Source organism: Pantoea sp. GL120224-02 (genome assembly GCF_900215395.1).
GTDB lineage: Bacteria > Pseudomonadota > Gammaproteobacteria > Enterobacterales > Enterobacteriaceae > Pantoea > Pantoea communis.
Genome location: NZ_OBEC01000001.1, coordinates 34,477 through 46,453 on the forward strand (window position 1 = coordinate 34,477; position 11,977 = coordinate 46,453).

General features: G+C 56.3%; 11 protein-coding genes. 9 read left to right on the forward strand and 2 right to left on the reverse strand.

From position 1 onward, the window contains the following. Nucleotides 1-27: 27 nt before the first annotated feature. From fadI to sixA, 3 genes are all read left to right on the forward strand, one after another. Entirely contained in the window at nucleotides 28-1,338 is a 1,311-nt protein-coding gene (gene fadI, locus CRO33_RS00190) for an acetyl-CoA C-acyltransferase FadI (RefSeq protein ID WP_097116551.1), read from the forward strand. After that, nucleotides 1,338-3,467 (forward strand): fatty acid oxidation complex subunit alpha FadJ, encoded by a 2,130-nt coding sequence (fadJ, locus tag CRO33_RS00195; protein ID WP_097116552.1) that lies wholly within the window; start codon nucleotides 1,338-1,340, stop codon nucleotides 3,465-3,467. Before fadI ends, fadJ begins: the two co-directional genes overlap by 1 nt. Before the next feature lie 195 nt (nucleotides 3,468-3,662). Then, nucleotides 3,663-4,145, forward strand: coding sequence for a phosphohistidine phosphatase SixA (gene sixA, locus CRO33_RS00200; RefSeq protein WP_034825272.1), 483 nt, complete (start codon nucleotides 3,663-3,665; stop codon nucleotides 4,143-4,145). A 58-nt stretch (nucleotides 4,146-4,203) separates the two neighbouring features. Here sixA and smrB read toward each other — a convergent pair whose 3' ends face one another. Next, nucleotides 4,204-4,752, reverse strand: a complete 549-nt coding sequence (gene smrB / locus CRO33_RS00205; protein WP_034825165.1) for an endonuclease SmrB — start codon at nucleotides 4,750-4,752, stop codon at nucleotides 4,204-4,206. A gap of 156 nt (nucleotides 4,753-4,908) precedes the next feature. Here smrB and prmB point away from each other — a divergent pair, with 156 nt between their 5' ends. From prmB to CRO33_RS00235, 6 genes are all read left to right on the forward strand, one after another. Then, entirely contained in the window at nucleotides 4,909-5,841 is a 933-nt protein-coding gene (gene prmB / locus CRO33_RS00210; protein WP_034825163.1) for a 50S ribosomal protein L3 N(5)-glutamine methyltransferase, read from the forward strand. 45 nt (nucleotides 5,842-5,886) lie between these two features. Then, on the forward strand, nucleotides 5,887-6,972 hold the full coding sequence (gene aroC, locus CRO33_RS00215; protein ID WP_097116553.1) for a chorismate synthase: 1,086 nt from the start codon (nucleotides 5,887-5,889) through the stop codon (nucleotides 6,970-6,972). 7 nt (nucleotides 6,973-6,979) lie between these two features. Then, nucleotides 6,980-7,804: a penicillin-insensitive murein endopeptidase gene (gene mepA / locus CRO33_RS00220; protein ID WP_097116554.1), complete on the forward strand. Its 825-nt coding sequence runs from the start codon at nucleotides 6,980-6,982 to the stop codon at nucleotides 7,802-7,804. A 130-nt stretch (nucleotides 7,805-7,934) separates the two neighbouring features. Further along, on the forward strand, nucleotides 7,935-8,732 hold the full coding sequence (locus CRO33_RS00225) for a sulfite exporter TauE/SafE family protein (RefSeq protein ID WP_034825156.1): 798 nt from the start codon (nucleotides 7,935-7,937) through the stop codon (nucleotides 8,730-8,732). A gap of 67 nt (nucleotides 8,733-8,799) precedes the next feature. After that, nucleotides 8,800-9,345 (forward strand): elongation factor P hydroxylase, encoded by a 546-nt coding sequence (locus tag CRO33_RS00230; protein WP_034825153.1) that lies wholly within the window; start codon nucleotides 8,800-8,802, stop codon nucleotides 9,343-9,345. A gap of 156 nt (nucleotides 9,346-9,501) precedes the next feature. After that, entirely contained in the window at nucleotides 9,502-9,783 is a 282-nt protein-coding gene (locus CRO33_RS00235; protein WP_034825151.1) for a YfcL family protein, read from the forward strand. 30 nt (nucleotides 9,784-9,813) lie between these two features. Here CRO33_RS00235 and mnmC read toward each other — a convergent pair whose 3' ends face one another. Continuing rightward, a complete protein-coding gene (gene mnmC / locus CRO33_RS00240; RefSeq protein ID WP_097116555.1) occupies nucleotides 9,814-11,826 on the reverse strand; it encodes a bifunctional tRNA (5-methylaminomethyl-2-thiouridine)(34)-methyltransferase MnmD/FAD-dependent 5-carboxymethylaminomethyl-2-thiouridine(34) oxidoreductase MnmC in 2,013 nt (670 codons plus the stop codon). Nucleotides 11,827-11,977: the final 151 nt, after the last annotated feature.

The window sequence follows — 11,977 nt, forward strand, 5'->3', positions numbered from 1 at the left end:
TACGGTCGTAAATTACAGGTGAGTGCAATGAGCAAAGCGCAGCCGCTGCTGACGCGTCAGGGCGAACGAATCGCCATAACCCATGGATTACGCACGCCTTTCGCCCGTCAGGCGAGTGATTTTCATGGCATTCCCGCGCTGGAGTTGGGGCGCATGGTGGTGTCAGAGTTGATGGCGCGCAGCGAATTGCCGGTCGACGTTATCGATCAACTGGTATTTGGCCAGGTGGTGCAAATGCCGGAAGCGCCCAATATTGCGCGCGAAATCGTGCTGAGCAGCGGATTGAGCGTGCACACTGATGCATACAGCGTCAGTCGTGCCTGTGCTACCAGTTTTCAGGCGGTGGCGAATGTGGCGGAAAGCCTTATGGCGGGTACCATTGATGCGGGTATTGCCGGCGGTGCAGACTCCTCATCAGTACTGCCCATTGGCGTCAGCAAGATGCTGGCGCGCGCGCTGGTCGATCTCAACAAAGCACGAACCTTCAGCAAAAAGTTGCAAATCTTACGCCGTCTTCGCCCACGCGATCTGTTGCCCGTGCCGCCTGCGGTTGCAGAGTATTCCACCGGCTTACGCATGGGTGATACCGCCGAACAAATGGCGAAAACCCACGGCATCACACGTGAACAACAAGATGCTCTGGCGCTGCGCTCACATCAGCACGCAGCACGTGCCTGGCAGTCAGGCGTGCTGGCGCAGGAAGTGATGGCGGCCTTTGTGCCGCCGTGGAAAGCACCGATTGAGCAGGACAACAACATTCGCTTTAACGCCAGCGCTAGCGATTACGCAAAATTGCGACCGGCCTTTGATCGTCGCCACGGTTCCGTCACGGCAGCCAACAGCACACCGCTGACCGATGGCGCGGCCGCGGTGATTTTGATGCGTGAAGGCCGTGCACGAGAACTGGGAATTGCGCCGCTTGGCTATCTGCGCAGCTACGCGTTTACTGCGATTGATGTCTGGCAGGATATGTTGCTGGGTCCCGCTTATGCCTCACCGCTGGCGCTGGATCGCGCTGGCATTACCCTCAACGACCTGACGTTGATCGATATGCACGAAGCCTTTGCGGCACAGACGCTGGCCAATCTGAAAATGTTCCGTGATGAGCGTTTTGCGCGAGAGGTACTGAATCGCCCGCATGCCTTGGGTGAAGTGAATGAAGAACGTTTCAATGTGTTGGGCGGCTCCATTGCTTACGGCCATCCGTTTGCTGCCACTGGCGCGCGCATGATCACCCAAACGTTGCATGAACTGCGGCGGCGCGGCGGAGGATTAGGACTGGTGACCGCCTGTGCAGCGGGCGGATTAGGCAGCGCAATGGTTCTGGAGGCCGAATAATGAGCGCATCTGCATTCCATTTACACATGCGCCTCGATCATGTCGGCATCATTACCATCGACGTGCCGGGCGAAAAGATGAACACGCTGAAAGCGGAGTTTGTCCCACAAATAAAAGCGGTGCTGGCTGAAGCGCGCAGCAATCCGAAGCTGGCGGGATTAGTGCTGATTTCGGGTAAAAGCGATAACTTTGTCGCCGGTGCGGACATCAGCATGATCGCCGATTGCCAGACGGCAGAAGAAGCGGAAGCTTTAGCCCGCCAGGGGCAAGAGGTAATGGCGGAGATTGCGGCGCTGCCTTTCCCGGTGGTCGCGGCGATCCACGGTGCCTGTCTCGGCGGCGGCCTGGAGTTGGCGCTGGCCTGCAGCGCACGTATCTGCACGCTGGATGATAAAACCCGCCTGGGCCTGCCGGAAGTGCAGTTGGGCCTGTTACCTGGCTCAGGCGGGACGCAGCGCCTGCCAAAACTGATTGGGGTGCCGCAAGCGCTACCGCTGATTCTGAGTGGTAAGCAGCTGCGTGCTAAACAGGCACTGAAACTGGGTATCGTTGACGATGCGGTGCCTCAATCCATCTTGCTGGAAACGGCGATTGCGCGTGTGCATAAAGGAAAGGTTGTTCGCCGTGAGTTGTCACGTCGCGATCGTCTGATGCAGGCGCCACTGGCGCGCTCGCTGTTATTCGCGATGGCAAAACGTCAAACCGACCGCAAAACGCAGGGGAATTACCCGGCGGCGGATCGCATTCTGCAAGTGGTGCGCACGGGGTTGGAGCAGGGCAGCCACGCCGGACACGCGGCGGAGGCGCGCGCCTTCGGCCAACTGGCGATGACCCCTGAATCTGCGGCACTGCGCAGTCTGTTTTTTGCCTCGACCGCGATCAAGAAAGAAGCGGTGGCCGAGGCTGAACCGCGCGCATTAAAACACATCGGCGTGCTCGGTGGCGGATTGATGGGCGGGGGTATTGCCAGCGTAACGGCGCTGAAAGCCGGTTTTCCGGTGCGAATTAAAGACGTCAATCTCAATGGTGTGAACCATGCATTGCAATACAGCTGGGACCTGCTGAGTCAAAAAGTGAAGCGGCGCCAGCTGAAACCCGCTGAGCGTCAACAACAGATGGCGCGCATCAGCGGCGGTATCGATTATCAGGGGTTCAGCCAGCGCGATCTGGTGATTGAAGCGGTATTTGAGGATTTGACGTTGAAGCAGCAGATGGTAGCGGATATCGAAAGTCATTGTCAGCCGCACACTATCTTTGCTTCCAACACCTCTTCGTTGCCGATTGGTGATATTGCCGCCAACGCGCAGCGCCCCGAGAATGTGATTGGTCTGCATTACTTCAGTCCGGTGGACAAAATGCCGCTGGTGGAGGTGATTCCGCATGTGGGCACCTCGGCTGAAACGCTGGCGACCACGGTTCAGCTGGCGCGTCAGCAAGGCAAAACAGCGGTGGTGGTGGCCGATAAACCCGGTTTTTACGTCAACCGCATTCTCGCGCCCTATATAAATGAAGCCATGCGCTGTTTGCTGGAAGGGGAGCCGGTGGACCATATCGATCGCGCGTTAGTGAAGTTCGGTTTTCCTGTCGGGCCGTTACAGTTGCTGGATGAAGTGGGCATTGATGTCAGCAGCAAAATCAGTCCGATTTTGCTGCAGGCTTATGGCGAGCGTTTCAGCGCACCCGAGGCGGTCAATGCCATCCTGGCCGATGGCCGCAAAGGGCGTAAAAACCAGAAAGGATTTTACCTTTACAACGCGGCTCGCTGGCCGGGAAAACGCAAAGTGGATGCCTCTATCTATGGCCTGATTAACGTCAGGCCGCAGGCAAAGCAGAACGAACAACAGATTACGCAACGCTGCGTGATGATGATGCTGAATGAGGCCGCACGCTGTCTGGACGAGTCCGTGGTGCGCAATGCTCGGGATGGTGATATCGCGGCGGTATTTGGCATCGGATTCCCGCCCTTTCTCGGCGGGCCGTTCCGCTATATGGATCAACGCGGCGTCAGCCAAATCGTCAATACATTACGTGCATTAATGCAGCAACATGGCGATCGTTTCGCGCCCTGTGACGCTTTAATGGCAATGTCAGAAGCGCAAACGAATTTTTACACTTCTGCACAAATATGAATAGGCGCACAGATTCAGCGGGTTAGTTATGGTGCCATGAAGAAGGTGGTGCGGCACCATTCTGAGATGTGCTTATTTAATAAACAACCGGTTGACTATACTGAAGCCATTGGGGTAAAACACAGCGTTCATTCGCAGAATGAAGCGTCTGGTGCTGTGGTACCCGACGATATCGACAAACAACAGCGGTGCTTTATGCAAGTTTTTATCATGCGTCATGGTGATGCAGCTCTGGAAGCAGCGAGTGATTCAGTACGCCCACTCACAATCTGTGGCTGTGACGAATCGCGCCAGATGGCGAGCTGGCTAAACGGCCAGGCGCTGGATATCGAAAGGGTGTTAGTGAGCCCTTATCTCCGTGCAGAGCAGACGCTCGCCACGGTTCGTGAGGCACTGAAGCTGCCAGAAGGGCAGGACGTGCTACCAGAACTGACGCCAGGTGGCGATCCGGGCATGGTGGCCTGTTATCTGCAGGCACTGGCGCAGCAGGGTGTGAAATCAGCCTTAGTCATTTCGCATCTGCCGCTGGTGGGCTATCTGGTTTCAGAGCTTTGCCCGCAGGAAGCGCCACCGATGTTTGCTACGTCGGCAATTGCTTATGTGAACTTTGATGCAGACGCCTGTGAAGGCAAACTGGAGTGGCAGGTCAGCCCGTCAAAACTGGCCAAAGCGATGTAATGTCGCCAAAAGTCATATCTCTATGGGCCGCCTTCTGCGGCCCTTTCCTTTTTTAGCGTCAAGGCAGTTCTGGCGGTTGCCACTCTTCGACTTCAATCAGCACCAGCAGCGCGGCATCGCCGCCAAATAACTTCGGTGCCTGGTGAAATGCCATCACATGCGGATGTTGCGCCAACCACAGCGGTGTTTGCTGCTTGAGGATATGCTTGCCGTGCCCGGTCATCACGCTGGCACAGAACAGGTGTTCACGGCGGCAGGCGGCAATGAGCGCCCCCAGCTCCTGTTTGGCCTGCTGCTGTCTTAAACCATGAAGATCGAGAAAAATTTCCGGCGTGTAATCGCCGCGTCGCAATTTCTTCAGCTCGTAATGACTGACATCCGCGCGCACATAACGCATCGGCCCCTCGCTGGAGAGCAAAGGCTGAAACTCATCTGAGAAGTAGTGACTGTTATCGGCTTGCTCGGAAAGCAGTCTTTTCAGCGGGACTTCGCGGGTTTTCACTACCGGTTTGTGCACGATAGTGTCTTGTTTCAGCTTACGCGTTCCGCTCATTAACTCACGAAACAGCGCCTGATCGTCCTGGTTTAGGGGCGTCTTCTTACTCATGGCTCAAATTAGGGTTAAAGGGCTGGTTAATAGCCGGTGGCATACCTTAACGCTTAGCGTTAACAAATGTCAGCTTTTTCGCCTCGCTGCGCTGAATTCTGCCCGGCTTCGTGGCAAACTAACGGCCGATTGATTTTAAGGCCTGCGGAGGGCTACGTGGACAAGATTTTCGTCGATGAGGCAGTGAGTGAACTGCACACCATTCAGGATATGCTGCGCTGGGCTGTCAGCCGTTTTTCGGCGGCAGGCATTTGGTACGGCCACGGCACGGATAATCCCTGGGACGAAGCAGTCCAACTGGTTCTGCCCACGCTCTGGCTGCCGCTGGATATCCCAGAAGATATGCGCAATGCGCGCCTGACGGCCAGCGAGCGTCACCGCATTGTTGAACGTGTGATTCGCCGCGTTAACGAGCGCATTCCGGTGGCTTATCTCACCAACAAAGCCTGGTTCTGCGGCCATGAATTCTATGTCGATGAGCGTGTGTTAGTGCCGCGTTCACCGATTGGCGAGCTGATTGAAAACCGTTTTGCCGGTCTGGTTGGTGAACAACCGCACCACATTCTCGATATGTGTACCGGCAGTGGCTGCATCGCGATCGCCTGTGCTTATGCCTTCCCGGAAGCGGAAGTCGATGCGGTGGATATCTCCACTGATGCGCTGGCCGTGGCCGAGCAAAACATTGAAGAACACGGTTTGATCCACCACGTCACGCCCATTCGCTCCGATCTGTTCCGTGGCCTGCCGCAGGTCAAATATGATCTGATCGTCACCAATCCACCGTACGTGGATGCGGAAGATATGGACGATCTGCCGAATGAATATCGCCACGAACCAGAACTGGGTCTGGCAGCAGGCAGTGATGGTCTGAAACTGGTGCGCCGTATTCTTGCCTGTGCCCCGGATTATCTGAGTGAGCAGGGCGTGCTGATTTGCGAAGTGGGCAACAGCATGGTGCATATGATGGATCAGTACCCGGATGTGCCGTTTACCTGGCTGGAGTTCAATAACGGCGGTGACGGTGTGTTTATGCTGACGCGCGAGCAGATCGTCGCGGCACAGCATCACTTCTCCTTCTACAAAGACTAAAAATGGGGCGAGATATCGCCCGCAACATCGCAACAAGGAACCACAATGGCCGGTAACAGCATTGGACAAGTTTTTCGCGTAACCACCTTTGGCGAGTCGCATGGTATTGCGCTGGGCTGCATCGTTGATGGCGTGCCGCCAGGCATTCCTCTTACGGAAGCGGATATTCAGCACGATCTCGATCGCCGCCGTCCGGGCACATCGCGCTACACCACCCAGCGCCGCGAACCGGATCAGGTGAAAATTTTGTCCGGCGTGTTTGAGGGCGTCACCACCGGCACCTCTATCGGCCTGCTGATTGAAAATACTGATCAGCGTTCACAGGATTACGGCGCAATCAAAGATCTGTTCCGCCCCGGCCATGCGGATTACACCTACGAGCAAAAATATGGCCTGCGCGACTATCGCGGCGGTGGCCGTTCCTCTGCGCGTGAAACCGCGATGCGCGTGGCGGCGGGTGCGATTGCCAAAAAGTATCTGCAAATGAAGCACGGCATTCAGGTACGTGGTTATCTGGCACAGATTGGTGATGTAACCTGCGAGCTGAAAGACTGGAGCATCGTTGAAGAGAACCCGTTTTTCTGCCCGGATGCCTCGAAGCTGGAAGCGCTGGATGAACTGATGCGCGGCCTGAAGAAAGAGGGCGACTCGATCGGCGCTAAAGTCACGGTGATGGCAGAGAACGTGCCACCGGGACTGGGCGAGCCGGTATTTGATCGTCTCGATGCCGATTTGGCTCATGCGTTGATGAGCATCAACGCGGTAAAAGGCGTGGAAATCGGTGACGGTTTCGCAGTGATTAACCAGCGCGGTAGCCAGCATCGCGATGAGATTCGTGCCGACGGTTTCCAGAGCAATCACGCGGGTGGCATTTTGGGTGGCATCAGCAGCGGCCAGACCATCAGTGCGAACCTGGCAATGAAACCGACTTCCAGCATCACCGTGCCGGGTAAAACCATCACGCGTGAGGGCGAAGAAGTGGAGATGATTACTAAAGGTCGCCACGATCCGTGCGTGGGCATTCGTGCGGTACCGATTGCCGAAGCGATGATGGCGATTGTGTTGATGGATCACCTGCTGCGCCAGCGTGCGCAGAACGGTGACGTCAACAGCAGCGTTCCGCGCTGGTAAGCCACGGATGCGCCGCCTGCTCACCACCATTGTCGCGCTGTTGTGCAGTGCGGCCGCGTTTGCTGCCACGCCCTGGCAGCAAATCCATCAGCCGATTGCTGGCAGCCCACAGTCGATTGGCGGGTTCGCCAACGGCTGTATTGTCGGTGCACAGCAACTGCCACTCAATTCACCCAATTATCAGGTCATGCGTCAGGATCAGCGGCGTTATTTCGGCCATCCCGATCTGATTGCCTTTATTCAGCGTCTCAGTACCCAGGTGCATCAACTGCAGCTGGGGCAGATGTTGATTGGTGATATGGGCATGGCGGCCGGCGGGCGCTTCAGCAGTGGGCATGCCAGCCATCAAACCGGGTTGGATGTCGATATCTGGTTGCAGCTGCCGCAAAACCGCTGGACGGCGCAGCAGCTGCTGAAGCCACAGCCACTGGATTTGGTGGCACCGGATGATAAGCAAGTGATTGCGCGTCATTGGCAGCCGCAGATCGACAGCCTGATCAAGCTGGCGGCGAAAGATAATGAAGTGACACGTATCTTTGTCAATCCGGCGATTAAAAAGCAGCTTTGTGCGGATGCCGGAAGCGACCGCGCGTGGCTGAATAAAGTGCGGCCGTGGTTTGCCCATCGTGCCCACATGCACGTGCGTCTGCGCTGTCCGGCAGGCAGTCTGGAGTGTGAAGATCAGGCTGCACCGCCGCCGGGTGATGGTTGTGGTGCAGAGTTAGACAGTTGGTTCCTGCCGAAAAAACCGGGTAGCACGCCGCCTGTGAAGAAAACGCCGCCGCCGTTGCCGCCATCCTGTCAGGCACTATTGGATCGTCATTTACTCTAGCCGTGACGCTTCCTGTTGCAGCAGTATTGGCAACGTTCTCTCTCCCAGACACAGATATGTGTGAGACCAGGAGAGAGCACGGATGCCCAGCCTGCAATAAGAATGGTCGGGTTAACTTTACGAGAAAAAAATGGACCTCTTTGTTGTTAGCCCACTATTGCTGGGCGTGTTGTTTCTGGTTGCGGTGCTGGCAGCGTTTATCGACTCCATCGCCGGCGGCGGTGGCTTACTCACCGTTCCTTCATTACTCGCTGCGGGACTCTCTCCTGCTCAGGCTTTAGCCACCAATAAGTTACAGTCGGTGGGCGGATCTTTCTCTGCCAGCCTCTACTTTGTGCGTCGCGGCGCGGTGAATCTGCGCGAACAGCGGCTGAACATTGCCATGACCTTTATCGGTGCGGTGTGTGGCACGGTGCTGATTCAGCATATCCAGGCGGATGTACTACGACAGATTTTGCCGCTCCTGCTGATCAGCATCGGTTTATGGTTCCTGTTAATGCCGCGGCTGGGCGAGTCGGACCGTGAGCATCGCCTGCAGGGGATCGCTTTTGCGCTGGTCGGCGGTGGTTGCGTCGGTTTTTACGACGGCTTTTTTGGTCCGGGTGCCGGTTCATTCTATGCATTGGCGTTTGTGACGCTGTGTGGCTTCAATCTTGCCAAGGCCACCGCCCACGCCAAAGTCCTAAATTTCACCTCCAATTTCGGCAGTCTGCTGTTCTTTATGTTCGGCGGAAAGGTAGTGTGGGGCACGGGCGTGATCATGTTGATTGGCGCATTCGTGGGCGCGCGTATCGGCGCCAGACTGGTGCTGAGCCGGGGTCAGAAGCTGATCCGCCCGATGGTGGTGACTGTATCCGCTGTGATGAGCGCCAAATTATTGTGGGATAGCCATGGCAGCGCGTTGCTGGCGTGGATAGCCACGCTGTAAAGCAGTACTCGTCAAGAACGGCTGCCAATGCGACAATGGCGCTAATTTTTTTAAAGATTAAAATATTATGAGTACAGAACATCATTACCAGCAGCTGGTGGATATTTTTGATGGCTGCTTTGTTGAAGACTTTCAGACCCGTCTAATTAAAGGTGATGACGAACCTATTTATCTTCCAGCGGATGAGGAATCGCCGTGGAACCGCGTGGTGTTTGCTCACGGTTTCTACGCCAGCGCGCTGCACGAAATTTCTCACTGGTGTATTGCCGGTGAAGCGCGCCGCAAGCTGGTGGATTTTGGTTATTGGTACTGCCCGGATGGGCGGGATGCGCAAACGCAAAGTCAGTTCGAGTCAGTGGAAGTCAAGCCACAGGCGCTGGAGTGGCTGTTCTGTGTCGCGGCGGGCTTTCCCTTCAATGTCAGCTGTGACAACCTCGAAGGCGATTGTGAACCCGATCGTATCGCGTTCCAGCGCAAGGTCCATGCTCAGGTGATGACTTATTTTGAGCAGGGTATCCCGGCACGTCCGGCACGTTTTATCGATGCGTTAGCCAGCTATTACGGTACGCCAGCGCTGACGGCGGCACACTTCCCGTGGCCGGAAGATCTGTGATTCGCAAACATATTATTAATGACCCAAAGTCACCCGCGTTGCAGCATAACGGCGAATGAACGACCCCCGGGAACGCGAACCAGCGTGTAACGGGGCAAGAGCGTGAAGCCAGCGCAGTAGCGGCGCGGCGTATCAAGGGCAATAAGGAACAAGACGATGATCGTAGAATTCGAATCCCGCATCCTGGCATTGATTGACGATATGGTTGATCACGCCAGTGACGACGAGCTGTTTGCCGGTGGCTATCTGCGTGGTCATCTGACCCTGGCGGTGGCTGAGATTGAAATCAGCGGTGAGCACACGCCAGAAGCGCTGCAAATCCATGTGACCAACAGCCTGCAAAATGCGATTGCCGCAGGTGAACTGTCACCACGCGATCAGGCGCTGGTGATTGGCATGTGGGATAATTTGTTCCAGCAGGCGCGTCAGACCGCCTGATAAGTCGGGGCGGCCGCTCGCCCCGCCATCCTAGCGTCCCGCTTTCTTACCTTTCAGCAATTTTCTTACCCAGTAACGATTCGGATTCAATGCCGCCAGCGTGGTGATATCCAGCGGTTGCGGCTCACCACTCATCTGTGCCGCCAGTACTTCCGCCGCCAGCGGCGCGCTGCACAAGCCGCGTGAACCCAGCGCACCCAGCACAAATAAACCGGCATGAACCGGTGCATCGGCAAGGGTTTCACCCCGTGCTCGTTGCCCCGGCAAATCAGCATATTGCACCAGCGTTGCGGCGTAATCAGGCGCGCTGCCACTCATCGGTAAGTGATCGCGCGTGGCGCAGCGCACGCCAACACGCGCCTCGTTATCACTGATATCCACCTGCTGTGGCCACTCTGCATCCGGCAGACAGTTCACCAGGCGCTGGCGGTTTTCCTGCTGATCGTCAGCACGGAAATCGGTTGTGGTATCGCCACGATGGTAGCTGGCCCCGATGCAGTGGGTGCTGAAATTCGGGCTGACTGGCGTGAGATAGCCGTCATAGCAGAGTACGGTATTTAACGCGCCCAGCTTAGGATTGGTCGGCACATGACTGACCTGACCCGCCACCGCATAAACGGGCAAGTCTTTGCTTTGCTCAATTTCCAGCAGCGCATGGCCATTGGCGAGCACCACCTGCTGATGATTTACCGAGGGTTGCTCGCTGAAGTTCAGGGTCCAGCCCTCAGTCGTGGTTTCCAGCGTGGTGACGCGATGCAGCCAGTGCAGGCGTAAACCCAGCGTTTGCGCATGCTCCAATAGGTTGCTGGTCAGTTGCGACGGAGAGAGCCAGCCGCCCTGAGGATAGAAAATGCCACCACTACCGGTTTCGACGCCCGCTAATTGCTGCGCGTCCTCCTGACTTACGCCGTACGCCACATCATGCGGCAATCCCATCTCCAGCATTTGGGCGATCTTATCGGCACTTTTACTGTCCCAGCCGAGTTGCAATACACCGCTCCAGTCATGCTCGAACATCACCGGTAGCTGGTCATACAAACGGCGGGCAAAGGTGAACGCCGCAGGGAAGAACGTGGCGAGAGCGGGATCGTGCTGATTGAGCAGCGGATAAAGTGCGCCCTGACGGTTGCCGGAAGCACCGAGCGCAGGTGCTGCATCCGCGCAATAAAGCGTCACCTTCCAGCCCCGGCGCAACAGCGCCAGCGCCAGTACGGCACTCGCCACGCCACCGCCAACCAGCGCCACTTCCTGAGTGCGAGCCGCAGGGCGGGCATACCACGGTTGGCTATGGGGCAGGGCAGCAACCTGCTCCATTACGCTCGTTAGCATTTCGCGTTTGTGACCAAAGCCTTTGCGCTTAGCCACGGTAAAACCTGCTTCCTGTAATCCCCGACGGACAAAGCCTGCCGAGGTGAAGGTCGCCAGCGTCCCACCCGGCCGGGCCAGACGGGCCATGGCGGCGAACAGTTCCGGCGTCCACATCTCCGGATTTTTAGACGGCGCAAAACCATCTAAAAACCATGCATCCACCTGAGCATTGAGACTGTCATCAAAGGTATTAATTAGCGCGTTAATATCACCGAGCCAGAGATCGAGCGTGACTTTACCGTTGTTGAACAGTAAACGCTGGCAACCCGGCAGCGCCTGTGGCCACTGTTGCTGTAACTGTTCTGACCAGTGCGCCAGCTCAGGCCAGTGTGCGTGCGCTGCGACCAGATCGGTTTGCGTCAGTGGGAATTTTTCGCAGCTAATGAAGTGCAGTCGCTTAAGTGTCGCGTCGGGATGTTCGCTACAGAAGCGATCGAACGCTTGCCACAAGGTAAGAAAGTTCAGACCCGTCCCAAAACCGCTTTCCGCGACAATAAAAATATCGCGTGAATGTTGAGCGAAACGGACAGGAATTTGGTTGCCGTTGAGGAAAACATAGCGCGTCTCCTCCAACCCGTTGTCGTTGGAGAAATAGACGTCATCGAATGCTCGGGAAACAGGTGTACCCTGATCATTCCAGTTTAATTGCGCGTGTTCAACCGGGGCTAATTTCACGGGAAAGGCTCGTTTTTCAGGCAGTGGCGCGATTTTAACGACTGCCGTCACATGACGCAAATTTACAAAAGGAAATGGCTGATCGGACTTGTTCGGCTTACAACTGTAAGCTAGAGTGCACGTCAATCCAAAAGAAGTGGAATGAGGACTA

Coding starts and splice junctions, on each gene's coding strand:
- fadI (WP_097116551.1), top strand. CDS start 28: ATGAGCAAAGCGCAGCCGCTGCTGACGCGTCAGGGCGAACGAATCGCC.
- CRO33_RS00225 (WP_034825156.1), top strand. CDS start 7,935: ATGGACCTCTTTGTTGTTAGCCCACTATTGCTGGGCGTGTTGTTTCTG.
- mepA (WP_097116554.1), top strand. CDS start 6,980: ATGCGCCGCCTGCTCACCACCATTGTCGCGCTGTTGTGCAGTGCGGCC.
- smrB (WP_034825165.1), bottom strand. CDS start 4,752: ATGAGTAAGAAGACGCCCCTAAACCAGGACGATCAGGCGCTGTTTCGT.
- CRO33_RS00230 (WP_034825153.1), top strand. CDS start 8,800: ATGAGTACAGAACATCATTACCAGCAGCTGGTGGATATTTTTGATGGC.
- fadJ (WP_097116552.1), top strand. CDS start 1,338: ATGAGCGCATCTGCATTCCATTTACACATGCGCCTCGATCATGTCGGC.
- sixA (WP_034825272.1), top strand. CDS start 3,663: ATGCAAGTTTTTATCATGCGTCATGGTGATGCAGCTCTGGAAGCAGCG.
- CRO33_RS00235 (WP_034825151.1), top strand. CDS start 9,502: ATGATCGTAGAATTCGAATCCCGCATCCTGGCATTGATTGACGATATG.
- aroC (WP_097116553.1), top strand. CDS start 5,887: ATGGCCGGTAACAGCATTGGACAAGTTTTTCGCGTAACCACCTTTGGC.